Origin of the sequence: Candidatus Reidiella endopervernicosa (assembly GCF_013343005.1) — a bacterium.
Taxonomy (GTDB): Bacteria; Pseudomonadota; Gammaproteobacteria.
The window spans coordinates 1,597,993-1,622,535 of the sequence record NZ_CP054491.1 but is presented as its reverse complement, the minus strand read 5'-3'; the positions used below and the strand labels follow the sequence as shown (position 1 = coordinate 1,622,535).

21 protein-coding genes are annotated in these 24,543 nt (G+C 54.9%); 12 read left to right on the top strand and 9 right to left on the bottom strand.

Going from position 1 to position 24,543, the window contains the following annotated elements:
- The first annotated feature begins 43 nt into the window (after nt 1–43).
- Nucleotides 44–883 (top strand): MinD/ParA family protein, encoded by an 840-nt coding sequence (locus HUE57_RS09065; protein WP_174673044.1) that lies wholly within the window; start codon nt 44–46, stop codon nt 881–883.
- A 319-nt stretch (nt 884–1,202) separates the two neighbouring features.
- Nucleotides 1,203–1,757 carry a hypothetical protein gene (locus HUE57_RS09060; RefSeq protein WP_174673043.1) on the top strand — a complete coding sequence of 185 codons (555 nt, stop codon included), beginning with the start codon at nt 1,203–1,205 and terminating at the stop codon, nt 1,755–1,757.
- A 4-nt stretch (nt 1,758–1,761) separates the two neighbouring features.
- Here the strand turns inward: HUE57_RS09060 and galU are convergent, their stop codons facing one another.
- Nucleotides 1,762–2,586, bottom strand: a complete 825-nt coding sequence (gene galU, locus HUE57_RS09055) for a UTP--glucose-1-phosphate uridylyltransferase GalU (RefSeq protein ID WP_078483268.1) — start codon at nt 2,584–2,586, stop codon at nt 1,762–1,764.
- A gap of 278 nt (nt 2,587–2,864) precedes the next feature.
- Between galU and HUE57_RS09050 the strand changes: the two genes are divergently transcribed.
- From HUE57_RS09050 to HUE57_RS09000, 10 genes are all read left to right on the top strand, one after another.
- The gene (locus HUE57_RS09050; RefSeq protein ID WP_174673042.1) at nt 2,865–3,071 is read left to right on the top strand and encodes a hypothetical protein; all 207 of its coding nucleotides are present in this window, start codon (nt 2,865–2,867) and stop codon (nt 3,069–3,071) included.
- A 146-nt stretch (nt 3,072–3,217) separates the two neighbouring features.
- On the top strand, nt 3,218–3,919 hold the full coding sequence (locus HUE57_RS09045; RefSeq protein WP_174673041.1) for a hypothetical protein: 702 nt from the start codon (nt 3,218–3,220) through the stop codon (nt 3,917–3,919).
- Complete coding sequence (locus HUE57_RS09040) at nt 3,802–4,764, top strand: PilZ domain-containing protein (protein ID WP_174673040.1); 963 nt, start codon at nt 3,802–3,804, stop codon at nt 4,762–4,764. The genes HUE57_RS09045 and HUE57_RS09040 overlap by 118 nt, the downstream gene beginning before the upstream one ends.
- 116 nt (nt 4,765–4,880) lie before the next feature.
- Entirely contained in the window at nt 4,881–5,744 is an 864-nt protein-coding gene (locus HUE57_RS09035; RefSeq protein ID WP_174673039.1) for a PilZ domain-containing protein, read from the top strand.
- Nucleotides 5,741–6,262 carry a hypothetical protein gene (locus HUE57_RS09030; RefSeq protein WP_174673038.1) on the top strand — a complete coding sequence of 174 codons (522 nt, stop codon included), beginning with the start codon at nt 5,741–5,743 and terminating at the stop codon, nt 6,260–6,262. The genes HUE57_RS09035 and HUE57_RS09030 overlap by 4 nt, the downstream gene beginning before the upstream one ends.
- Nucleotides 6,263–6,344: 82 nt before the next feature.
- Nucleotides 6,345–6,884: a DUF748 domain-containing protein gene (locus tag HUE57_RS09025; protein WP_174673037.1), complete on the top strand. Its 540-nt coding sequence runs from the start codon at nt 6,345–6,347 to the stop codon at nt 6,882–6,884.
- Between the two features lie 410 nt (nt 6,885–7,294).
- Complete coding sequence (locus HUE57_RS09015) at nt 7,295–9,157, top strand: DUF748 domain-containing protein (protein WP_174673036.1); 1,863 nt, start codon at nt 7,295–7,297, stop codon at nt 9,155–9,157.
- A gap of 81 nt (nt 9,158–9,238) precedes the next feature.
- Entirely contained in the window at nt 9,239–10,141 is a 903-nt protein-coding gene (locus HUE57_RS09010; protein WP_078483272.1) for an AAA family ATPase, read from the top strand.
- Between the two features lie 4 nt (nt 10,142–10,145).
- Nucleotides 10,146–11,135, top strand: coding sequence for a DUF58 domain-containing protein (locus HUE57_RS09005; RefSeq protein ID WP_078483273.1), 990 nt, complete (start codon nt 10,146–10,148; stop codon nt 11,133–11,135).
- The gene (locus tag HUE57_RS09000; protein ID WP_078483274.1) at nt 11,128–13,101 is read left to right on the top strand and encodes a transglutaminase TgpA family protein; all 1,974 of its coding nucleotides are present in this window, start codon (nt 11,128–11,130) and stop codon (nt 13,099–13,101) included. The genes HUE57_RS09005 and HUE57_RS09000 overlap by 8 nt, the downstream gene beginning before the upstream one ends.
- Nucleotides 13,102–13,105: 4 nt before the next feature.
- Here the strand turns inward: HUE57_RS09000 and HUE57_RS08995 are convergent, their stop codons facing one another.
- From HUE57_RS08995 to HUE57_RS08960, 8 genes are all read right to left on the bottom strand, one after another.
- Nucleotides 13,106–14,125 (bottom strand): 2Fe-2S iron-sulfur cluster-binding protein, encoded by a 1,020-nt coding sequence (locus HUE57_RS08995; RefSeq protein ID WP_078483275.1) that lies wholly within the window; start codon nt 14,123–14,125, stop codon nt 13,106–13,108.
- Nucleotides 14,126–14,326: 201 nt separating this feature from the next.
- On the bottom strand, nt 14,327–14,692 hold the full coding sequence (locus HUE57_RS08990) for a TusE/DsrC/DsvC family sulfur relay protein (RefSeq protein ID WP_078483276.1): 366 nt from the start codon (nt 14,690–14,692) through the stop codon (nt 14,327–14,329).
- Between the two features lie 101 nt (nt 14,693–14,793).
- Nucleotides 14,794–15,489, bottom strand: a complete 696-nt coding sequence (narI, locus tag HUE57_RS08985) for a respiratory nitrate reductase subunit gamma (protein ID WP_078483277.1) — start codon at nt 15,487–15,489, stop codon at nt 14,794–14,796.
- Nucleotides 15,490–15,499: 10 nt separating this feature from the next.
- A complete protein-coding gene (gene narJ / locus HUE57_RS08980) occupies nt 15,500–16,015 on the bottom strand; it encodes a nitrate reductase molybdenum cofactor assembly chaperone (protein WP_078483278.1) in 516 nt (171 codons plus the stop codon).
- A gap of 14 nt (nt 16,016–16,029) precedes the next feature.
- On the bottom strand, nt 16,030–17,592 hold the full coding sequence (narH, locus tag HUE57_RS08975; RefSeq protein WP_078483279.1) for a nitrate reductase subunit beta: 1,563 nt from the start codon (nt 17,590–17,592) through the stop codon (nt 16,030–16,032).
- A gap of 32 nt (nt 17,593–17,624) precedes the next feature.
- Complete coding sequence (locus HUE57_RS08970) at nt 17,625–21,383, bottom strand: nitrate reductase subunit alpha (protein WP_078483280.1); 3,759 nt, start codon at nt 21,381–21,383, stop codon at nt 17,625–17,627.
- A gap of 160 nt (nt 21,384–21,543) precedes the next feature.
- A complete protein-coding gene (locus HUE57_RS08965; protein ID WP_078483281.1) occupies nt 21,544–23,148 on the bottom strand; it encodes an MFS transporter in 1,605 nt (534 codons plus the stop codon).
- A 53-nt stretch (nt 23,149–23,201) separates the two neighbouring features.
- Nucleotides 23,202–24,464: an MFS transporter gene (locus tag HUE57_RS08960; RefSeq protein ID WP_078483282.1), complete on the bottom strand. Its 1,263-nt coding sequence runs from the start codon at nt 24,462–24,464 to the stop codon at nt 23,202–23,204.
- Nucleotides 24,465–24,543: the final 79 nt, after the last annotated feature.

Here is a 24,543-nt window from a genome sequence, read left to right as displayed (position 1 = left end):
GCACCGCGAGCAACCTGTTGAGAGAAAAGAAAATAGAGCATTGATGAGCCAATCCACCTCTCCAGCACACAAAACCGAGGTCATCGTCATCGCCATTACCAGTGGCAAGGGTGGCGTCGGAAAGACCAGCGTCAGCACCAACCTCGGCATCGCCCTCGCCTCACGCGGTCAACGCGTCTGTATCTTCGACGCCGACACCGGCATGGCCAACATTAACGTTCTGCTTGGGAAGAGCCCCGAACTGACCCTGGAGCACCTGCTCAGCGGTGAGCACACGATTGATGAGATCTTGATCGAAGGTCCACATGGGGTACAGATCGTGCCGGCCGCCTCCGGTATCGCCGATTGCGCACAGCTCAACCACAGCCAGCATCAACGATTGATTGAGGCGCTACGCGAGCTGGAGTCACGTTTCGATTATCTGCTGATCGACACCGCTGCGGGTGCCAGTGACACCGTGCTGGAGTTTCTACGCGCGGCCCAACAGATGGTAGTGGTGATTACTCCCGATCCCACCTCGATGACCAACGCCTTCTCGCTGCTGAAGATCGCCAAGAATCGTCACATCGACACCCCGGCCTACATTCTTACCAACCAGGTACCGAATCATCAGAAGAGTCTGGAGATTTTTCAGCGCTTTCAGGATGCCACTAAAAGTATCTGCCGGGAGTCGCTATTTTTGCGAAAGTTTGTTTTGGGCATCCAAGCCCAAGCAAACAGCAAAACTTCACGCGACCGTTTATGCCTGCGGCGCCGACCGTCCTGCGTACGTTGCGTAATCACCTCTTCGCTGCTCTACACAACTCCCTCAGTGACTCTACGCCGACATAAAGCCGCTGCTGCATCTTCTCCGTCGTTCGCTCGCGCTCTCAACTACGAATAGGCAGACGGCGTCGACTATCGGGGACTAACCGCCCTCACTTCGCTCTCCATGGCGGTCAGCGAAGGTCGACACCTACTACCTGGGCCACATCCTTCAGGACGAGACACTGGTACGGGCGATTCGCCTGCAACGGCCACTGATCCTGCTCGACCATGAGGCCCCCGCCAGTCGCTGCTTCTATGCCCTCTCCGAGGCGGTCACCAACCACCTCGGCAGTGCAGAAGAGAGCGGTGGTTTCAGCAGCTACTGGGCAAAACGTACCGAGAGTGCGAAAGCACCCAGCCAGATCTCAGCGAACACAACGCAACCTGCAACGCCTGTGGAACTCCTTGAGCAACTCACTGCGATGATCGAGAAGTCAGCCTTCGGCGAACAGCAGATCCGCCCCGCCCTGGCCACACTGCTTGAGCGCTACAACAACCGTTTCGGCTCGATACCCTTTAACGAGCAACGCGCCCTGCTGCGTTGGTTGGAGCGTAACGACTTCCCCGCGCAGGAGACGTTGACCCTGTCGCTGACCCTCGAGGAGTTGTTTGAAAAGCAGCACCGACAGCCGCTACACGACAACGAACGTCTGCTCGCCAAACTGGTCGCACAAAACCGCGACAGCGCTTCCGCAGTCGAGTCACTGCTGCATGGACTGATCAACGCCTATCAATCCCACAACAACCGACCACTGGATAATCTACAGGCCCCGCTACAGAACTCGCTGCTGAACGGGAGTTTGAGTGAAGCAGACGCACGCGATGCGATCGCATCACTGACGGAGAGTTTTAGGGATCGTTTTGGACGTTCACCCTTTGAGCGTGAAGAGTCAGCATCAGTAAGCCATATCGACTCGGCAAGACTCGCCAGCCACGACGAGTCAAATTAGCGGCCTATTCGCCCTTCGTCTGTTCGTAGAAATAGTTGGTCGCCTCGACAAAGCCGTCGATGCTACCGCAGTCGAAACGCTTCCCTCGAAACTTACACCCCACCACCATGTTCTCACTCGCCTGGGTCTGCAACGCATCGGTAATCTGCAGCTCACCATTTTTTCCAGTCGGAGTACGACGCAGCACATCGAAGATATCGGGAGTCAGGATATAGCGGCCAATCACCGCCAGATTACTCGGCGCCTCCTTTGGCGAGGGCTTCTCCATCATTGAGGAGACCATATAGGTGTCTTCATCGATCGCACTACCTCCGATCACACCATACTTATCGACCTCACTCTGATCGACCTCCTGGATCGCAACCACGCTACAGCGATACTTCTCATAGGTTTTGAGCATCTGCTTCATCACCTCGTCACCGTCACCGACACAGAGGTCATCGGCAAGAATCACCCCAAACGGTTCATTACCGATCAGCGTCTCACCGGTGAGGATCGCATCACCCAGACCACGCATCTCAATCTGACGGGTGTAGGAGAAGGTGCACTCCTTGATGATCTTGCGGATCTCGGTGAGATGGTTCTCCTTATCGGTACCGCTAATCTGATGTTCCAGTTCATAGCTGATATCGAAGTGATCCTCGATGGCACGTTTGCTACGACCGGTAATAATCGCGATATCGTACATACCCGCATTAAGCGCCTCTTCGACACCGTACTGAATCAACGGTTTGTTGACGATCGGCAACATCTCCTTCGGCATCGACTTGGTCGCAGGCAGGAAACGGGTACCGTATCCGGCAGCTGGGAAGAGGCATTTACGAATCATGATTCTCGAATCCTTGTAATAAATCCTGAACGGGATGTTACCGCAATAGTATTAAAGGTACAGACGCCATCCACCGATAATTGGCCTGATTCCAATCAGGCCGCTGCCGCGCACCACTACCGCACACTTTTTCTGAATCAGCACAAAACACCCGCTATTCACACGCAGCAGCAGCTGATATATGCTCAAGCACAACATATACTTACATTCGCCATGGATTATGTCCGCCCACAGCTTGGGGACATCGGCTGACAATAATAATGATTGCCTAGTCACTGATGAGCGCCAACGTCCTGCTAAAAAAAGAAACAGAGTATACGACTGCCCCACTTCCGGGAGTCGCTATTTTTGCGAAAGTTTGTTTTGGGCATCCAAGCCAAGCAAACAGCAAAAACTTCACGCGACCGTTTATGCCTGCGGCGCCTCGACCGTCCTGCGTTCGTTGCGTAATCACCTCTTCGCGGCTCTACACAACTCCTCAGTGACTCTACGCCGACATAAAGCCGCTGCTGCATCTTCTCCGTCGTTCGCTCGCGCTCTCAACTACGAATAGGCAGACGGCGTCGACTATCGGGGACTAACCGCCCTCACTTCGCTCTCCATGGCGGTCAGCGCTCGTGGAGCCTCACCTATGAGCAGTGCTTCTCAAAACCGCGTCATCTGGCACTACATGCGCACCGCGCCCAGCGACGGCAGTCAGGAACTGGTGGCGGAGCATGTTGAAGAGGGTTCCAAGACCGACCAATTTATTCAACGCGCTGAAAAGCGGAGACGCTCACAGGAGTGCCACCGCGGCATCGATATGCGCGGCAAGACCAAAGAGGAGTGTCGTGCCTACCTCTATCGCAACCTCTCGATGCACCTCGACCGTGATACCTACCAGGCCTTCGTCGAGGCGTTAAATCGGGGAGTCGCTATTTTGCGAAAGTTTGTTTTGGGCATCCAAGCCCAAGCAAACAGCAAAAACTTCACGCGACCGTTTATGCCTACGGCGCCCCGACCGTCCTGCGTACGTTGCGTAATCACCTCTTCGCGGCTCTACACAACTCCCTCAGTGACTCTACGCCGACATAAAGCCGCTGCTGCATCTTCTTCGTCGTCCGCTCGCGCTCTCAACTACGAATATGCAGACGGCGTCGACTATCGCGGACTAACCGCCTTCGCTTCGCTATCCATGGCGGTCAGCGAAAGAACAACGGTCTTTTCACTGTCGGCATGTATGAAGATATCCAGGCTCGCCATAAAAAGGGGAGCGAGAAACGTGCTGCTGCGAAAAAACCGGCGGTTGCCAAACCACGCCAGCTCACTGGCACATCCGCTGCAACCGAACTGACCGCAGAAGAGATTGAGCAGATGATGCTCGAGCAGTGGCGCACCCTCGATATTGATCAACCCGAACCGCTCTCGATGCAGTACTTCTCTGAACGCACCGAGGCGCGTCTAGAGATGTCCACAGCCGCACTACTGCATCATGATGAGGGTGGCGTGGAGCTGACCACACGCGACATCTCTCCCAGCGGTCTCTGTGCCATCACCCGCACGCCGATCTTCTTAGATGAAGGCAGCGTGGTCGATATCGAGATTCCCGCCATTGAGGGCAAGATCGGCACAGTACGCTCGGGCTACACCATCCTCAACGTCGACCACACCAAGGCGGGAATCCAGCTACGGCTGCAGCATAGTGAGAGTGATCCAGACCATCGCAAAGCGATCGATGCCTTTATCGATGCCAATAATTCACGCTACCGGGTCGATGTCAGTGATGAGCTGCTGACTGCCAATGCACTTCTCACCGAACGGCTCTACACCCTCTCCAGCGCTCTGCTGCCACTCTTCTTCTGCGGTGACACCGACGGAGCACGGGTCGGTCTGGTTGGCGTGAGTGATGGTAACCGGGCCATGCTCGAACAGTTTAAGAAGGGTGAGAGTGGTTTCGACCTCAGTCCCTTTATGCAGCCACACCGACTCCAACACTTCTTGAGTTGTAACACGGAACAGAGCTGTCCCGAACCGCTGATGATGATCTTCGGGAGTCGCTATTTTGCGGAAGCATGTTTTGGGCATCCAAGCCCAAGCAAGCGGCAAATACTTAACGCGACCGTTTATGCCTACGGCGCCCCGACGTCCTGCGTACGTTGCGTAATCACCTCTTCGCGGCTCTACACACTCCCTCAGTGACTCTACGCCGACATAAAGCCGCTGCTGCATCTTCTCCGTCGTTCGCTCGCGCTCTCAACTACGAATAGGCAGACGGCGTCGACTATCGGGGACTAACCGCCTTCGCTTCGCTATCCATGGCGGTCAGCGATCGCGACGCCGCCAGTGGATCACTGATTTCAGCTACCGATTTTGAGTTTGCCACTCGTAGTGATTGGGTAAACTTTGTTATCTCTCACCAGAAACACCCCGGCTTTCAGCTCTTAAAACTGGTGATATCCCCTTACCACAAACCCTCCTGTCGCAAGATGATCGCCTGCCTGAATCAGGTGGCAGAGAATAACTACGACAGCGCTGAGAACATCCTGAAGATGGTCGATGAAATCAGTGCGGTCGGCATCGTCTCCGACATGACCGAGGTCGCTGAACAGTGGATGTTCAGTGATGCGATCCCTGACGCGGTTACCATACCCAACAAAGTGCTAGAGCTCGGTCAGGGTGAGTTACCCAATCAGCCCGAGATTGTCACCCTCGGCCGCGATATTCAGCGCCGAGAACCGCGATACCTGATCAAAACCAGCGTGGTACTCACCATTGGTGAACAGCGCATTGAATCCAATACCGTCAATCTATCGGTTGGTGGTGTCAGCATTGCACTTGATGAGCACGAACTCGAGATTAATCCACGACAGATCGTTGAGATAAGCTTCCAGCGTTACGCTGAGCAGACAGGCAAAAACTTTCTCAAGCACGTTAGCTACCAGGTTGTCAGCCTCAGCGGAAATCCCCGTTGCCTACACCTCAGCCGCCTCTTTGATCGCGACAGCAACGCCGCCGTCGATCAAGTCGACAAGTCGACAAGTCGGTCACCGACTTTTTCCGCAACGTTTTCAAACGCAATGCCGAAAAGCTGCAGGTCGACTATAGCGACACCATCTCCACCGCTCAGACCCGCACCCTGGAGGCGATCGCAACCGCCAGCACCTCGACCATTCCGTTGATGATTGGCAAAAACGCACAGGGTGCGATGCGCCTAAGTCAGATCGTGATGCCCGATGATGACGAGGGATTAATTCGCTTCTTCGAGGTCGCTCCAGGTGAATTCGACTTCTCACCCATCGCCGAACATCGCCGCATTGCGCGTATCGGAAATGAGCTTCGTAGCAGTGCCCAGGCCAGCCTGCCAATCTACATGTTCAAGCAACCGATCATCGATGAACCGGGGCGTTTTGAGATCCTCTCCGCCACCGATGCCGAATTTAAAAACGAGACCGAGCGACGCCGCTTTTTTGAACACGCCATGCTGCAGGAGCAGTGCAGTGTAAAAATAGTTATCTCCAAGGCCGCAAAACTCCCCATCCACTTTGTCGACAGTGTCACCGACAAACTGCAGCAGCACTCCTCACACCGTGCCCACAAGCTGCGTGAAGCAATTGGTGACATCGAATTCATCGGTGACATGGTCAATATCACCCGCGAATCGACCGAAATGTTTATCGACCAGATCAACCGCCGTTAAACAGATTAAATAGCACCCTCCTACCAGCGCCCCTTGCTAACCATTTCGTTTATCATGCTCCTCTGATTGATAGGAGTCCCCAATGAACGACACCGCTGTTGCACCTGAGTCCAAATCGCCCCCCATCTGGCAGCGCCGATGGCTGCAGATCACCGCAGCCATCGTGTTGCTGGTTGCACTCATGCTGGCAGCTCTCCCCTTCGCTCTCGGCCATAGTCTCGAATCGTGGTTGAAGGATCAGGGGGCGTCCACAGCAACCGTTGAGAACATCGATCTCAATCTTTTTACCGGCCAATTGAGGATCGACCAGCTCAACTACCAGTTTAGCGATGGTGCACCACAGCACCTTGAGCAGCTAACCACCACCCTTAATGTTCGTGACCTATGGCAGCGGCTAATCCACATCGAGTCACTCACCATCAACAACAGTTCGATTGCACTCTCGGTCGATAGTGAGGGCAGATTAACCGTCGCCTCACTTGCACTACCAGCAACCAAGAGTGACGCTAGCACCCAGCAGCAGAACCCATGGGGTTTCACTCTCGACCAGTTAATTCTGGATAGCGCCTCGATCAGCTACAGCAGAAGTCAGCTCACGGCCAGCTCACCCTCGAGCAGCTGAAACTTGAACACCTCTCTAACCGTAATCTTGATCGAGCGGCAAACCTCACCCTTACCGCCACACTCAACGACACTCCACTACAACTGGCTGCTGAGCTACGCCCCTTCAATGAGACGCAACGCTTCGAGACCCAGTTACAGCTTGAGCAGTTCGATCTGCAGAGCATCGCCCCACTACTGAACAAGCAACTAACGGCCCTAAGTGGTGCGCTCTCCGCGCAGACCACACTGATAGTCGAGATCGATGCAAAAGAGCTGCGTGCCAGCCAACTGGGTGAAATTAACTTAGGCGGCCTCTCCCTCGCCAACGACACACTATCCACCACACTGGCCAAGGGACGCTTTGGTGGTCGCATCGACTTCAACCTCGACCTGAATACCAAACAACCCTCAGTCGATCTCATCGGCACCTTGACGACCGAGCAACTGGCGACAACGATTGGAACCGAGACCAAGAGCGGCATTGATCAGCTGACGATCGATAGCACCACCAGCCTCAGTCACTCCGAGGTTGGTGCAATGAAACTCGATTTTGACGGCACCATTGATGCCAGGGGGGCGCGTTATCGGAGAGCCGATATCGCCTACCGAAACCAGCAGCTCACCTATAAGGGTAATGCACAAATCACTCTGCCAGTGGAACACTCACCCAGCGTCGTGATCAATGGTGACATTAGCCACAAGCAGCTCGCCCTTGCACTCGCCGAGAACCATCTCAATGTGTCACAGCAACAGGGGGCGTGGTCGGGCAACATCTACGTTAAAGAGAACAAGCCATCAGCAACCGGTTCGCTGAGCAGCGGAACCACCCAAATCGATGACAGCAACAAACAACTTACCCTGGCGCGTTATCACCATTTGAACGCAAAAGAGATCGAACTCAGGGCCATTGATGATCTCACCATCGGCTCACTCCGCAGCGAACAACTTACACTGTTAAAGCCACATACAACCAACAGCGATGAGAAGAGTGAGCAACTCTTTAATAGCGGCTCCCTCACACTCGATAACCTTCACTATCAAGCCGATCAGATAACCGCGATCAACTCGATTACGCTCGATAACATGGCGCTACTATTACGCCGTACAGCAAAGGGTGAGATTGCCTTAATCAATCAGTTACAGAGCGGCAAATCGGACAAGTCAGATCCCGGCAGCAAGCAGCAGATACCGATCAAGATCCAACAGATCAAGGTAACTGGTAAGAGTCATCTCGACTTCGTCGACGAGGCGATCACACCAAACTATAAAAACCGAATCACTTTAAAGCAGCTTGCGGTTAATCAGATCGACAGCAGTACACCCAGCACGGGTAGTCCCTTCGAGCTTAAGGCCAATATCGGTAGCTATACACACCTCGCCTTCGGCGGTGAACTCTACCCCTTCGCCGAACACCCCACTCTCAAACTGAAGGGTGATATCGACACCCTCGACCTGCCACCGCTCTCCCCCTACACCATCCAGTCACTCGGATATGAGCTGACCAGTGGCCACGCCAGCGCTGAGATCGAACTCGAGATCGACGCCGGCAAACTCAAGGGTGAGAACAGGGTAAAACTCAACAACCTCGAGGTCGATGCCGCCGACCCGGAGAAGATGGAACACCTGTCCAATCAGCTCTCGATGCCTCTAGATTCGGCCCTCTCGCTGCTGCGTGATGATGAGAACAACATCAAACTGAAACTACCTCTAGGCGGCGATCTTGCCCATCCCGAGTTCAGTCTCGCCAACACCATTAATCAGGCGCTCGGCAAGGCGATGAAGACCACCGCCATGACCTACCTGAAATACTACTTCCAACCCTATGGCACCCTGATCGCCATCGCTGAGCTAGCAGAAGCGGCAGCCTCGGCGGTACGACTCGATCCAATCACCTACCCAGCCACGATCTCTTCGCTTAACCCTGAGCAGATCAAATACCTGGAGAAGGTCGGCAAGCTGATGCAGGAGCACAAGCAGATCCGTGTGCGTCTCTGCGGCAAGGCCAACGAAAGTGAGATAAAAGCGCTCCTGGCGGCTAAACAGAAGGCAGCCGCTAAGGAGAGTGGGGAGCCATCAGCTGCCAAAACAGCCGAAGAGAAACAGCCTGTCGTTGCACCGCAGATGACGCCTGAACTGGAACAGCAGCTGACCGAAGTTGCCCGAGCGCGTGCCGAGACGATCCAGAAACACCTGATGGAACACTACCAGATCGAGGCCGAGCGGCTGTTTGTCTGCAATCCCAAGATTGAAACGGATAGCGACGAGAAGCCTCGGGTTGAACTACTGATATAGGCGCTGAATGAGAAGGGTTTCACACCGGCGTTAATTCGTTCTCTGCTAGAGTGCAGTGAAGAATCATTATCAAGGGATGTTATGAAGCAGACCATCGACACCATCGTCGCTCAGGCGAGTGAGGTTATCCTCGGTAAGCAGGCGCAGATCCGCCTTGCCCTCGCCTGCCTGCTGGCACGCGGCCACCTGCTGATCGAGGATCTGCCCGGTATGGGCAAGACCACCCTCTCCCATCTACTCGCACAGCTACTCGGCCTCTCATTTCAGCGCATTCAGTTCACCAGCGATCTACTCCCGGCCGATATTCTCGGCATCTCCATCTACGACCGTGAACAGGGCAGCTTCACCTTCCACCCCGGCCCGATCTTCTCGCAATTCATCCTTGCCGATGAGGTCAACCGCGCCACACCCAAGACCCAGAGCGCCCTGCTCGAGGCGATGGAGGAGCACCAGGTGACCACAGAGGGCGAGACACGCAAATTGGCTGAGCCCTTCTTTGTCATCGCCACGCAGAATCCCGGCCACCATATCGGCACCTTCCCACTGCCCGAGTCGCAGCTAGACCGCTTTTTGATGCGTATCGATATGGGTTATCCCGATCGCGAGGCCGAGCGCGCCCTACTGCGCGGTGAGAGTCGTCGTGATCTGCTCACCGCCATTCAACCGGTCACCACCGCCGAAGAGCTGCAGGCAATGCAGCGTCGGGTTCCCGAGATCCACGTATCAGATGCACTGCTCGACTACCTGCAGGCGCTGGTCGAGTTCTCACGTGAAGCACCACAGTTTGAGAACGGTCTCTCACCTCGCGCCTCGCTGGCCCTGTTGCGCGCCTCACAGGCGTGGGCATTGATCGATGGCCGTGACTACGTCATCCCCGAAGATATTCAGAGCGTACTGCCCGCCGTTGCCGGTCACCGTCTCAGTGGTGGCGATCCGGCCCTTTCGGCGAGCGAACTGCTGCTCACCTCCGTGGCTATTCCCTGAGCCGATGCTCGGCGAAAAGCTGCTCAACTCCGGCTACTTCTCCGACCGCTTTATTAATCGCGGTAGCGATCCCGATGCGGTCGAGATCGACAACCGTCATCTCTATATCCTGCCGACCCGCCACGGGGTACTGTTCGCTGGCGTGCTGCTGGTGATGCTGATCGGCTCGATCAACTACAGCAACAACATGGGCTTTATGCTCACCTTCCTACTCGGCAGCCTCGCCACCGCCTCGATCCTGCACACCTACAGCAACCTGAAAAACATCACCGTGCGTAGCGGTCGACTGCAACCGGTCTTTGCCGGTGAGCAGGTGGAATTCATCTTCCACCTCGACAATCCGGGTAGAAAATCGCGTCACCTGATCCTACTCAACTGCAACCAATATGACGGCGATGTTGAGGAGATCGAACCGGGCAAACACAACACTATCAATCTACTCATGCCAACCGAGCTGCGTGGCTGGCGCTATCCCGGCAGAATCAAGGTCGAGACCACCTATCCACTCGGTCTGTTCCGCGCCTGGAGCTGGATCGAGCTGCGCAGCCGCTGCCTGGTCTACCCCAAACCGGAACACAATCCGCCCCTGCCGCCGCTTGAGGCGGGTGAGGCAGAGCACGGCGCCCGGCAGGGTGAGGGAATGGAGGACTTTGCCGGCTTTCGTAACTACCACAGCGGCGACCCGCTGCGTCACGTCGCCTGGAAGGTGGTGGCACGGGGTCAACCGATGATGCTCAAGCAGTTCTCCGGCAGTGCCGGCGGTAGTGTCTGGTTCGAGTGGGAAGAGATGGTGGGTCTCAGCACCGAACAGCGCCTCTCCCGCCTCTGCCGCTGGGTGGTCGATGCCGATCGTGAAGGCGTTGAGTATGGACTGAAAATGCCCGATCGCCACTTCGCCCCGGCCAGCGGTGAGCGCCATCGTCGCCAGATCCTCGAGCACCTCGCCCTCTACGGTCTTGACGACTCCGACGGGCGCTTAGCTGAGCATGCGTAACTACCACTCGCCGATCCACCACGCCACCATCGCCTGGCTGATGCTCTCATTGGTGCTGGTAATCGCTCCACACACGACCCGGTTACCAATCTGGATACCGCTGGTTGGCCTCGGCTTCGGTCTGTGGCGTTGGCTCGCAGCCAAGCGACGACTGCCGTTACCGGGCACCCTGTTACGCGTGATCATGTTGGTGGCAATCGCGGTGGGCGTCTTTCTCAGTTACGGCCGTCTCTTCGGTCGCGATGCCGGTACCGCCTGGCTGATAATTCTCATCGCCCTGAAGCTAATCGAACTACGCACCCACCGTGATGCGGTGATCGTGGTACTGCTAGCCTACTTCCTGGTAATCACTAACTTCCTGTTTACTCAATCAATTCCAACCGCGATCTATATGATATTAATTGTAATCGTGATCACCTCGACACTGATTGCGATCAACTACATGGAGCGCGATCCGCTGCCGATCAAGCGGCGCCTACGTATCTCCGCCACCCTGTTGGCCCAGGCGGTACCGATGATGCTGGTGCTGTTTGTACTCTTTCCCCGCGTGCCGGGCCCCCTCTGGAGCCTGCCTAAGGATGCCCACAGCAGCCTCAGCGGGCTGGATGATTCGATGAGTCCCGGCTCGATCAGTGAGTTGATCCAGTCGGGTGGCACCGCCTTTCGCGTTGAGTTCATCGACCCAGCTCCGCCGAGCGAGCTGCGCTACTGGCGCGGACCGGTGCTGTGGCACTTCGACGGCCGACGCTGGAGCGGCGGTTTCAGTAAACGTGATCTGCCACACGATGACTTCACCCCGGTCGGTGACCCAGTGCGTTACAGCGTCACCCTCGAGCCCCACAACCGGCGTTGGCTCTTCGCACTGGAACTCCCCGACACACTTCCGCTCAATAGCAGCCTCAGTGGTGACTATCGACTGCTGGCCGCTTCCCCGGTTCGGGAACGGCTGCGTTATCAGCTCAGCTCCTATCCCGCCTTCAAGTTTGGTGAACTGATCAGCCACGAGGCGAAACTAGCCGCACTGCAGCTACCCGATAACGGTATCAGCCGCAGCCGCGCACTGGCTGCGCAGTGGCGAGCCGCCTCGAGATCTGATCGCGAAGTCGTCAATCGTGCCCTCAACCACTTCAATCAACAGCCCTTTGTCTACACCCTGCGTCCACCGCTGCTCGGTAACCGCCCGGTCGATCAGTTCCTGTTCGATAGCCAGCGCGGTTTCTGTGAACACTACGCCGGTGCCTTCACCGTGTTGATGCGTGCCGCCAGCATTCCGGCTCGGGTGGTTACTGGCTACCTGGGCGGTGAGCGGAATCCGCTCGATGAGTTCTACACCGTACGCAACTCCGATGCCCACGCCTGGTCGGAGGTGTGGCTTGAAGGTGAAGGTTGGCGACGCATCGATCCAACCGGCGCCGTGGCCCCCGAACGCGTCGAAGAGGGCATTGAGGCCTCACTGCCCGATGACGCCCCCCTGCCGATTCTGCTACGCAGCAACAATACCCTGTTGAAGCAGTTCCGATTCTCGATTGATGCGCTCAACAACGGCTGGAATCAGTGGGTACTCGGTTACGGCGATAAGACACAACGCGAGTTTCTGGCGAAGCTCGGCATTGGACTCGATAGCTGGGAGGGAATGGCGATTGGGCTACTCACCTCGATGGGAACACTCTTTGCCATCATCACTGCGCTGATGCTCTGGCGTCACGGGCGCCAGCATCACGTCACTCCACTGCAACGCCTCTATCGGCGTTTTTGCGCAAAACTAGCCAAGGCAGGTATCAACCGGAATCCCTATGAGGGTCCGGAAGATTTTGCTCAACGAGTGATCAAGCAGCGCCCCGATCTTCGTCAGGCTGTCAGGTCGATTACCAAACGCTATATTCAGCTCAACTATGCGGGCAGTAGCGATGCGTCACAGTTAAAGGCGTTACAGATAGCGGTGACTCGCTTCTCCGCTAGCCGATAATCGATCAACTCACTAATGCAGCGTTGATTTCGCCTCGCGGTTCTCTTCTCCACTGCAGCACACGGATCGCATCCTGTTCACCTCGTCGTACGAGAATCGATTTAACCAACAGTTCAGCATGCACCTCATCCATGGCGACATAGATATCGTAAGCCTCGTCAGTAGCGAGCTGCATGAGCAGCTCTAAAGATAGATCGATGCCGTTGCCGTCATGGGTTGTTATCGGTTGGTAACTAAAGTGGTCTAGCGTCTGCACCCAGGAGCGACAGTAGTTATCGAGGTAGTGACCCTGTTCACCCTCTGCCAGCCAATAGAGCCATATGGACTGTGTCATATCGAGATTGATCGCCTGCTCGATCAGACTCTTGATCGGCGCGAAGTTGGTTCCTTCAGCAATCAAGACAATCGGACGATCCGAATCACCATCAAGCGTCACCTCCCCGAAGGGGCCGTTGATCTCGATTCGGTCGGAACTACCCAGTTGCTCAAAGATAAATTCATAAAAGGGATCACCCTCTCTTCGCTGCAGATGAAACTGAAGCACCATGCCGTTACAGGGACAACTGCCGATAGCGAGATCACGCTGCAATCCGTTCGGTAGTTTGAGTGATATATGTTGCCCAGGAAGAAACTGTAGACGCTGCGTACGCGGCGTGCGCAGCTGCAGCAGAATGATCTCATCTCCAATCCGCTCGATCTTAGATACCTTAGTCGCGACTCGCTGTAACGGCACCTCGCCGGTATCGATAATCTCAGCGGCATCAAGCAGCAGATCACTTCCTGCCGAAGCCCTGCAGAGCAGTACCGTGTTCTCTTTAAGTTCAGCCTCGCTGAGGCGGTAGTCGTGGTGTTTTATCTCGGCCAACTCGCCCGACAATAGCCGTGCCTTACATTCACCGCAGTTACCGCTGCTACAACCAAAATGGAGATGGATACCTGAACGCAATGCAGCATCGAGTAGCGAGTCGCCAAATTCAGCCACAAACTGATGACTACTATTAGCCAGCTTTACCGAGTAACCCATAAATATCACCCTTCATGACCTGCACACAGAGAAGCGTCATTAGGGTGAATATAGCCAGCAGTGCAGAGTAATACTATTTACCACAGTGCCCACACTGACATTGTCGATCGACTCGACAAATAGAGATTCGATAAAAAAAGGCCCGTATCGAAAACTCGATACGGGCCCTGTTTTTTACCGTGTAAATATAAGGATTGGCGGTTAATGCTCACCCTTGGTACGACGGATTCCTGCCAGACGGTTGCCCTGTTTCTGTGGGCCGCCGTAGGGAAAGAGGTCGTGCAGATGATGGTTATTACCACGCTCTGGTCCCCATAACTTGGCAAAGTACTTGATCATCTTTCGTACCTCTGCCTGGACGCAGTGTTCTTCGTAGTAATCGCGGATATAGCGAATCACATCCCAGTGCTCATCAGTCAGTTCCAGCCCCTCTTTAGCGGCCTGCGCCACTGCAAAAGACTCTGACCAATCATCCATATTCTGGATGTAACCCTCTTGATCGGTGATGATCTCCTGACCATCAACTATCAACTTCTCATCACGAATTGCAAACGGATTAGTTCTCATCACTCACCTTTATGAAAAATTATTTCGATTTCCATCCCATAAGGGTTATCAACGCTAATCTTCTGCACCATCCCGCCTGTATGACGGGATGGTGCATCCGATTAATTATTTGATACGTGTTTACGACGTACGACCTGATAGGCACGGCCGAGATAGCCAATCGGCACACTCCACACATGGACCAGACGGGTGAACGGGAAGAGCAGGAACACCGTCATACCGAGGAAGATGTGCAGCTTGAAGACCGGCTCCACACCTGCGAGCAGACTTGGATCTACCTGCAGTGTCGCGACGCTCTGTACCCACTGGGTCAGTGCAATCATTACATCGGCGTTGCCGTGGCTGGCATGGCCGTAGGAGACGATGGTAGTGCTCAGACCTACGATCACGGTGACCAGCAACCAACCGATGATGAAGGTATCACGGGTACGCCCAGCCGCCTTGACCCGTTCATTGGTGAGGCGACGCAGGAACAGCATCAACGCACCAACGAAGCACATGGAGCCAAAGATCAGTCCAGCGTAGATGGCAACGTATTGATGCGCCACATCCGAGACACCCATCGCCAGGAACCAGCTATGGGGAGTCAACAGACCGACCATGTGGCCGAAGAAAATCGCGATAATGCCCACATGGAACAGATTACTCGCCACCCGCATACCCTTGTTACTGAGTAGCTGGCTGGAGTCGGTTTTCCAGGTGTACTGCTCGCGGTCGTACCTGATCCAGTTACCGAGTAGGAAGATGGTTCCTGCCAGGTAGGGATAGGCGCCAAATATAAAATCGTGCAGTGTCATGACTCTCTCCTCAGGCTGCTTGGGCCAGACGGCCACGGTTTTCGATAATCCGCATCAGGCTGGCGTAGTTGCTGCCAGCCTTCTCCAGATTCTCAGCCAATACAGTGATTACCTTGGCCGCATCTCCAAGGAAGATGGTGGCCTGCATCTCATCGAGCGTGGAGACGTACTCGAGAATCAACGGTAGGAAATCGGGGATCTCCTTGCCGTCGAAATCAAGTCCCGCCGCCTTGTAGTGCTCGGAGAGATCAACCAGTGCCGGACCGCGCCCCCGGTCATCACCGAAGAGGTGATGGGTCAGGTGCAGATCGTGTTCCGGAACCATATCGAAGGTATTCACATAGAGCTGCTGTAGCCCGATCAGATCGTGCAACTGCAGCCAGGCAATTACGCTACCCAACTCGGTGCGCTCCTGTTCGGAGAGCATCGGGTCGTCAGCAACGAGTGTTGCCATCTCTGGCAGGTGCTCGATCAGCTCCTCGGTTGGATAATCGAGGATGCGAGCCATTATTTTGTAGATACGCATATTGATATCCTCCCTTAGGACTGTTTGTTACCGCGTGGATGCGGGAACGCCTGCTGCGGCGAGGCAGAGTTCTGGCGACGTGACGGGAACAGTGTGAAGCCCTGCCCCGACTCGGAACCGTGACCACTGGTATTGCCGGGTCCGAAGCCGTTCTGACCCTGGAACGCGTAAGGGTCTTCGTGACGAAGCTCCTCGTGCGAGGTAGGGATCACGAAACGATCTTCGTAGTTGGCGATACCGAGCATCTGATACATCGCATCCGACTCTGCCTCGGTCATACCAACGGCATCGAGTGCTGCGGTATTAGACTCGCCATCGACCGCCTTGGAACGCTGGTTACTACGCATCGCCATTAGACGATTGAGCGCCGAGATAATCGGTGCGGTATCGCCTGCGGTGAGCAGGTTGGCCAGGTACTGTGCCGGGAAGCGCAGCGCATCGGCCTTCGGTATTACACCGTCAGCTTCAGTTGGCAGATTGCCCTGATCGATCTGGCTCTGTACTGGCGAGAGCGGTGGTACGTACCACATCATCGGCAGGGTGCGGAACTCAGGATGGATTGGGAAGGCAATCTTCCACTCCATCGCCATCTTGTAGACCGGCGACTCCTGTGCAGCTTCTAGCCAGGTATCGGGTACACCGTCCTTACGTGCCTGTTCAATGACGGCAGGATCGTTAGGATCGAGGAAGATATCCATCTGTGCGTTGTAGAGGCCCTTATCGTCGGTCGCAGCAGTTTCACTGATGCGATCGGCGTCGTAGAGCATTACACCGACGTAGCGGATACGACCTACACACGACTCGGCACAGGCCATCGGCATGCCCGACTCGATACGAGGGTAACAGGCGATGCACTTCTCAGACTTGCCCGACTCCCAGTTGTAGTAGATCTTCTTGTAAGGACAGCCACTGACACACATGCGCCAGCCGCGGCACTTATCCTGATCGATCAGAACGATGCCATCCTCGTTACGCTTGTAGATCGCACCCGATGGGCAGGAGGCGACACAGGCAGGATTGAGACAGTGGTTACAGAGTCTCGGCAGATACATATGGAAGGTGTTCTCGAACTCCTTGTAGATATGTTTCTGGATACCGTCGAAGTTCTTATCCTTGGAACGATGTTCGAACTCGCCCGCCAGATCATCCTCCCAGTTCGGTCCCCAGTGGATCTTCTCCATCCGCTTACCGGTAATCTGCGATACCGGACGTGCAGTCGGGGCCGCTTCGGAAAGCGGTTTGTTCTGCAGCTTGGCGTAGTCGAAATCGAACGGCTCGTAGTAGTCGTCGATCTCAGGCATGTCGGGGTTGGCGAAGATGTTGAGCAGCTTGCTCATGCGGCCACCGGCCTTGAGCTCGATGCCACCGTTCTTCTTCTCCCAGCCGCCTTTCCATTTATCCTGGTTCTCCCACTCCTTAGGGAAACCGACACCCGGCTTACTCTCAACGTTGTTGAACCATGCGTACTCGACGCCCTTTCGGTTGGTCCAGATGTTTTTGCAGGTTACTGAACAGGTATGACAACCGATACATTTATCCAGGTTCAGAACCATTGCGATTTGTGCGCGAACTTTCATAAAAATCTCCTCAAATCTCGGTTAGGACCCAATCAGTTGTTGATTCCGGGTGGGTTGAGCTGTGCTTCGCGCTCAGGTGTTAGCGGACCTTCCAGCCAATCGACATCAGCATCTTCGATCTTGTGAACGATGACGAATTCGTCACGCTGCGACCCTACCGTACCGTAGTAGTTGAAGGCGTATGAGAGCTGCGCATAACCACCGATCATGTTGGTCGGCTTGACCACCACCTTGGTGACCGAGTTAAGAATACCGCCACGTTTACCGGTGGTGTTCGAACCCGGTACGTTCACGTTCTTCTCCTGGGCGTGGTACATGATCGCCATGCCCGTCGGTACACGCTGACTGACAACCACTCGGGCAACAGTCGCGCCGTTGGCGTTAACCGCCTCGACCCAGTCGTTATCCTTCAGGCCGATGGTCTTCGCTTCATCCTCATTGACCCAGAAGTAAGGACCACCGCGGAACAGCGTCAGCATGCGTAGGTTGTCCTGATAGCTGGAGTGGATACCCCACTTGGAGTGCGGTGTGATCCAGTTCAGGGTCAGGGTCTTCTTGCCTTCGAGCTTGCCGGCCAGTGTCTTCGGCAGGTTCTTGTGTGCACCCATATCCTGTGGAGGACGGTAGCAGCAGAGACCTTCACCAAAGTCGAGCATCCACTCATGATCGAGATAGAACGAGGCACGACCGGTCAGGGTACGGAACGGAATGTGCTCGTGGATGTTGGTGTAGCAGGCGTTGTAGCTAACCTCTTCAGATTCGATACCCGACCAGGTAGGCGCGGTAATGATCTTACGCGGCTGTGCCTGAATGTCGCGGTAGCGGATCTTCTCTTCGTGACGACCTTCGTAGAGGTGGCTGTGATCGATACCGGTCTTCTTGCTGAGTGCCGACCAGGACTTGTGAGCAACCTCACCGTTAGTCTCTGGCGCCATCTGCAGAACGGTATCGCAGACCGCGATATCCTCTTCGAGTGAGGGACGTCCCTTGGAGACACCCTCATCGGTAATCACACCGTTGAGCTCGCAAAGCTGGTCGATCTCAAGATCGGTATTCCAGTCGAGGCCCTTGATGTTATTGCCCAGCTTGTTCATCAGCGGGCCAACCGAGGCGTACTTCTTGTAGGTGTTGGGGTAGTCACGTTCGACCACCTTGAACAGCGGTGCGGTCTTACCAGGAATCAGGTCACACTCACCGCGTTTCCAATCCTTAACCTCACCAAACGCCTGTCCCATTGCCATCGGGCTATCGTGCTGCATCGGCAGTGATACGACATCCTTCTGTACACCCAGATGAGTCTCAGCCAACTCAGAGAACTTCTTGGCAATGACCTTGAAGATCTGCCAATCGGTCTTAGATTCGAAGGCCGGATCGATCGCCGCATCGAGAGGATGGACGAAGGGGTGCATGTCGGTGGTGTTCAGATCCGACTTCTCATACCAGGTAGCGGTCGGCATGATGATATCGGAGTAGGCACCGGTCGAGTTGAGACGGAAGTTGATGTCGACCATCAGATCGAGCTTTCCTGATGGTGACTTCTCGCGCCACTTGATCTCCTTCGAGTTGGCACCCTCTGTACCCTCCTGCATAACGCCGTTCTGTGCGCCGACCAGATGCTTGAGGAAGTACTCATGGCCCTTGGCCGAACAACCGAGCAGGTTGGCACGCCAGACGAAGAGGTTACGAGGATGATTCTCTTCGGCATCGATATCTTCACAGGCAAAGGCCATATCGCCGCTCTTGAGCTGCTCAGACATATACTGCGAGACACCCGCCTCATCGGTCGCACCGGCCGCCTCGGCCGCCTTGACGATATCGAGAGGGTTCTTGTTGAAGTGCGGCGCTGAAGGCAGCCAACCGAGACGCTGTGAGACGACGTTGTAGTCGGCCAGCATGTGTCCCTTGTACTTACCCTTAGCAGTCGGTGACATGATGCTATCGGCATCGACCTTCTCATAGCGCCACTGATCGGTATGGAAATACCAGTAGGTGGTCGAGTTCATGTGACGTGGTGGACGATGCCAATCGAGTGCAAACGCGATGGGTGCCCAACCGGCCTGTGGACGCAGTTTCTCCTGACCCACGTAGTGAGCCCAGCCACCGCCGGTCTGACCGATACAGCCACAGATGTGCAGCATGTTCATGATGCTGCGATAGGCCATATCGTTGTGGTACCAGTGGTTGATCGCCGCGCCCATGATGACCATTGACTTACCCTTGGTCTTGGAGGCGTTCTCGGCAAACTCGCGACCGGTACGTTCCAAGTCAGCGGCCTTGATACCGGTGTGCTTCTCGCCCCACGCTGGGGTATAGGCACAGGATGCGTCGTCATAACCCTTGGCGGTGTTATCGCCGAGGCCACGATCGATACCGTACTGTGCAATCTGCATATCATAGACCGAGGTGACGTAGGTCTCCTCACCATCGATAGAGATTCTGCGTGCAGGAACGTTGCGCAGGATCACATCATCTTCACCCGGAGAGAAGTGAGGGAAGGCCATGGTCACAACCTCGTCACGGCTATCCATGCAGGAGAGCTCCGCATCGATATCGGACTGGTCAGCGGCGTTCTTCTGCAGCGTGTTCCACTTGCCCTCCTCGCCCCAGCGGAAGCCGAGTGAGCCGTTCGGGCAGACAAAGCTGCTGCTCTTCGAATCGTAGACCACCGTCTTCCACTCGGGGTTGTTCTCCTGCCTCATATTGCTGTCGAAGTCAGAGGCGCGTAGGAAACGATCCGAAACGTAACGATCACCATCCTTACGCAGCATCACCTGCATCGGCATATCGGTGTAGTTCTTGGCGTATTCAGTGAAGTACGGGTCCTGCTGTTTAATATGGAATTCGTTCAGTGCTACATGTGTCATCGACATGAAGGCAGCTGCATCCGTTCCCTGACGAACTGGCATCCAGAGATCGGCAAACTTAACGAACTCTGCATAGTCAGGTGCCATTGAAACAATCTTGGTGCCGTTATAACGCGACTCGATTGCAAAATGAGCATCGGGGGTACGGGTCATCGGCAGGTTAGCGCCGGTGATAATAATGTACTTGGAGTTGTACCAGTCGGCCGCTTCCGGTACGTCGGTCTGCTCACCCCACACCTGAGGAGATGCGGCAGGTAGATCACAATACCAATCGTAGAAGGAACCACAGGCACCACCGATCAGTGACAGGTAACGCGAACCGGCCGCGTAGCTGATCATCGACATGGCAGGAATGGGAGAGAAACCGTAGATACGATCCGGGCCCCACTTCTTGATGGTGTAGACGTTGGCCGCTGCGGTGATCTCGGTAATCTCATCCCAGGTGGTGCGAATGAAGCCGCCAAGGCCACGAACTGCCACATATTTCTTGCGCTTCTCGGGATCAGACTGAATCGCCTCCCAAGCCTCTACCGGATCTTTACCGGTTGCGCGTTCTTTACGATACATCTCAGCCAGACGACCACGTACCAGCGGGTACTTGATGCGGTGTGGGCTATAGAGGTACCAGGAGAAACTGGCGCCACGCTGACAACCACGAGGTTCATGGTTTGGCAGATCGGGACGGGTACGCGGATAGTCAGTCTGCTGCATCTCAAATGCGACCAGACCGTTTTTGACATGAATCTTCCATGAACAACCACCGGTGCAGTTAACACCATGTGTAGACCGGACTACCTTGTCGAAACGCCAGCGGTTTCGATAGGCATCCTCCCACTGTCGATCATCGGTGGTCACGATACCGTGACCCTTCGAGAACGACTCTTCCGACTTGGTAAAAAACTTTAACCGGTCGAGAAAATGACTCATTGCTCTTCTCCTAACTCACCGAACTTCTAAAAATTAAAGGCGGGACGACTTTGCAGCTGTCTGTAAGCACCACGGTGGAAGCGACGTAGAGAGGTGTGGTGCACCCAAACTTTTACAAAGCCACCCCGACATTTTTCAAAGGGGCAACTTACTCTGTTGCCTAAGGATTCTTGATTTCCGCCTTTGGACCGAGGTAGTACCACCAGTTGAGCACCAGACAGACCGCGTAGAAGACTGCGAAGCCGTAGAGTGCATTCTCTGGAGTGGTTGCCTTGATCTGCTCACCAAACACCTTAGGAATAATGAAGGCGCCGTAGGCCGCTACCGCTGAAGTCCAGCCGAGTACAGGACCCGCCTGCTCTTTAGGGAAGACCATCGCGATGGTGCGGAAGGTAGAGCCGTTACCGATACCGGTAGCAGCAAACAGAACCAGGAACAGTACAAAGAAGGGTACAAAGAACTCTTCAGGGGTTGCCGACTGGTAGGCCGCCTTGAGGAAGTGCGCAACACCAAAGGCGCTGGCAATCATCACAATCGCAACAACCTGAGTTACCTTGGCACCACCCACCTTATCGGAGATCCAACCACCCACTGGGCGAATCAGCGCACCGATAAATGGACCCATCCAGGCGTACATCAGAGCCGAAGGACCATTCGGATTAGCCAGGTCATGGGTCATCAGGCCGTTAATCTCAACATGCTGGAAGCCAAACACTACCTTGATAGCCAGGGCGAAACCGGCCGAGTAACCGATGAAGCTACCGAAGGTCATGGTGTAGATAATGCTCATAACCCAGGTGTGTTTGTTACCGAAGATCTTGAACTGACGCTGCAGATTAGGCTTGATGTCGCCCGGGATCATCTTCATCAACATAACAGTGGTGAAGAGGATACCGGCAATAACAGGCCACTTGGCCCAACCCGGCGCTCCAAGACCCGTAGGTGCTGGCAGGATGATGTAGAGACCAATCGCTGCAGTGACGAAACCAATCATCAGCATACCGGCGATCTTCGACATCGCACCAATCGGTGAACCGATGTGTGGTGAGACCTCTTCAGTACGCAGGTTGTTCATACCGAACCAGCCAGCGAATGCGAGCGGTATCAGCAGCAGCAACCAGACGAAACCGGCGTTGTGGATATAGGTCTCGGTACCGGCAGGGATCTTACCGATCAGGGTGCCTGAGGTGTTCTCCAGGATCATCGCCTCACCGCCAAAGATACCGAAGGTCATTACCAGAGGAACCACGATCTGCATGGTGGTTACACCGGCATTACCCAGACCTGCATTCAGACCCAGCGCCAGACCCTGCATCCGCTTCGGAAAGAAGAAACTGATGTTGGACATCGAAGAGGCGAAGTTACCGCCACCGAAGCCGGAGAGGAAGGCGAGGATCTGGAACACCCACAGCGGCGTGTTCTTATCCTGCAGTGCGATACCAGCACCGATGGCTGGAATCATCAGCAGTGCGGTTGTAAAGAAGATGGTATTTCGACCACCCGCGATACGGATAAAGAAGCTATTAGGTATACGTAGCGTTGCACCGGTCAGACCGGCGATCGCAGCCAGCGTAAAGAGCTCAGCCTTGGCAAACGGGAAGCCCAGATTTAGCATCTGTACAGTAATGATGCCCCAGTAGAGCCAGACCGCAAAGCCACTCAACAGGCTTGGGATCGAGATCCACAAATTTCGATTGGCAATACTCTTGCCTTTCGATTCCCAGAAGCCATCATCTTCTGGGTTCCACTCTCTTATATCAGCCATATTTTATATCCTCAATTTATGAAAGGAACTTTTGTTACTTACCAAACACCCGGTTATTCCATAACGTCCGGGCCAAACTGTTTACGCATCTCACGATCACGCTGCGATTCACCCGACCACTGCATCCACATGATCGAGACCATGGTGATACCGTAGAGCAGCATGAAGGCGGTTGTACCTACACCGGTGTAGTCGAGCATCACACCGAACAGGATTGGCAGGGTGAAGCCACCCATACCACCGGCCAGACCGACCACACCCGACATCACGCCGATCCTGTCGGGATACTCATCGGAGAGATACTTAAAGACAGACGCCTTACCGAAGCCCCATGCGATACCCACCACAAACAGCAGCGCGGTGAAGACATACTCATTCACACCGAGGGTCATAGTGATCGGATCACCATCACGGGTCGCGATCGAGATTTCGGTGAGGGGATAGGACATGAAGAAGAGGCAGATCGCCGACGACCACATTACCCAGTAGGTCACCTTGTGGGCACCAAACTTATCTGAGAGCCAGCCACCCAGCGCACGAATGATGCCCGACGGCAGGACAAAGATTGCTGCCAATAGTGCTGCATCCTGAATGCCGTGGCCGTACTCAGTCATGTAGTACTTGGTCATCCACAGCGAGAGCGCAACGAAGCCACCAAACACCAGCGAGTAGTACTGGCAATATTTCCAGACCACCGGGTCTTTCAGCATTCGCAGCTGATCCATTACCGTGACTGATGACTCCACCTTGTGGCTCTCATCGGAGTAGGTAAACATCCAGAAAAGGATGACAACGAGCGTCATCGCAATGGCGTAGATAACTGGCACCATTTCCCACCCGTAAGCAACCAGGATGGTGGGAGCGACAAACTTGGTCAGTGCTGCACCAGCGTTACCGGCACCGAATATACCCATCGCAAAACCAGCAGTCTCACGGGTAAACCAGCGAGAGGTGTAGGCAATACCGACCGAGAAGGAGGCACCAGCGACACCGACAAAGAGACCGAGAACCAGGAACTGCCAGTACTCAGTGGCCTTTGAGATCAGGAACAGTGGGATAATGATCGAGGCCATCAACCAGAAGTAGACAGGGCGACCACCATATTTATCGGTCATCATTCCGAGCGGTAGACGCAGCACGGAGCCGGTCAGGATCGGCGTTGCAGCTAGCAGGCCGAATTGGGTATCACTCAAACTAAGACCGGTCTTGATCGGTATACCTATAACCGAGAACATCACCCATACGGCAAAACAAGCCGTAAAGCCGACGGTGTTCATAGTAAGGACCGATAATTGTTGTTTTCTATAACTCGCCATCTTCTTCCTCCTCCAAAATCCTTGTTGAACTCACCACGCAAAAAGATTTGTCAGGTACGGAGTCTATGCCTCTAGGAGA

What these genes read in the sequence shown, in the direction of transcription:
- HUE57_RS09065 (WP_174673044.1), top strand. Translation starts at nt 44, where the DNA reads ATGAGCCAATCCACCTCTCCAGCACACAAAACCGAGGTCATCGTCATC.
- galU (WP_078483268.1), bottom strand. Translation starts at nt 2,586, where the DNA reads ATGATTCGTAAATGCCTCTTCCCAGCTGCCGGATACGGTACCCGTTTC.
- HUE57_RS09050 (WP_174673042.1), top strand. Translation starts at nt 2,865, where the DNA reads ATGAGCGCCAACGTCCTGCTAAAAAAAGAAACAGAGTATACGACTGCC.
- HUE57_RS09045 (WP_174673041.1), top strand. Translation starts at nt 3,218, where the DNA reads ATGAGCAGTGCTTCTCAAAACCGCGTCATCTGGCACTACATGCGCACC.
- HUE57_RS09040 (WP_174673040.1), top strand. Translation starts at nt 3,802, where the DNA reads ATGTATGAAGATATCCAGGCTCGCCATAAAAAGGGGAGCGAGAAACGT.
- HUE57_RS09035 (WP_174673039.1), top strand. Translation starts at nt 4,881, where the DNA reads ATGGCGGTCAGCGATCGCGACGCCGCCAGTGGATCACTGATTTCAGCT.
- HUE57_RS09025 (WP_174673037.1), top strand. Translation starts at nt 6,345, where the DNA reads ATGAACGACACCGCTGTTGCACCTGAGTCCAAATCGCCCCCCATCTGG.
- HUE57_RS09010 (WP_078483272.1), top strand. Translation starts at nt 9,239, where the DNA reads ATGAAGCAGACCATCGACACCATCGTCGCTCAGGCGAGTGAGGTTATC.
- HUE57_RS09005 (WP_078483273.1), top strand. Translation starts at nt 10,146, where the DNA reads ATGCTCGGCGAAAAGCTGCTCAACTCCGGCTACTTCTCCGACCGCTTT.
- HUE57_RS09000 (WP_078483274.1), top strand. Translation starts at nt 11,128, where the DNA reads ATGCGTAACTACCACTCGCCGATCCACCACGCCACCATCGCCTGGCTG.
- HUE57_RS08995 (WP_078483275.1), bottom strand. Translation starts at nt 14,125, where the DNA reads ATGGGTTACTCGGTAAAGCTGGCTAATAGTAGTCATCAGTTTGTGGCT.
- HUE57_RS08990 (WP_078483276.1), bottom strand. Translation starts at nt 14,692, where the DNA reads ATGAGAACTAATCCGTTTGCAATTCGTGATGAGAAGTTGATAGTTGAT.
- narI (WP_078483277.1), bottom strand. Translation starts at nt 15,489, where the DNA reads ATGACACTGCACGATTTTATATTTGGCGCCTATCCCTACCTGGCAGGA.
- narJ (WP_078483278.1), bottom strand. Translation starts at nt 16,015, where the DNA reads ATGCGTATCTACAAAATAATGGCTCGCATCCTCGATTATCCAACCGAG.
- narH (WP_078483279.1), bottom strand. Translation starts at nt 17,592, where the DNA reads ATGAAAGTTCGCGCACAAATCGCAATGGTTCTGAACCTGGATAAATGT.
- HUE57_RS08970 (WP_078483280.1), bottom strand. Translation starts at nt 21,383, where the DNA reads ATGAGTCATTTTCTCGACCGGTTAAAGTTTTTTACCAAGTCGGAAGAG.
- HUE57_RS08965 (WP_078483281.1), bottom strand. Translation starts at nt 23,148, where the DNA reads ATGGCTGATATAAGAGAGTGGAACCCAGAAGATGATGGCTTCTGGGAA.
- HUE57_RS08960 (WP_078483282.1), bottom strand. Translation starts at nt 24,464, where the DNA reads ATGGCGAGTTATAGAAAACAACAATTATCGGTCCTTACTATGAACACC.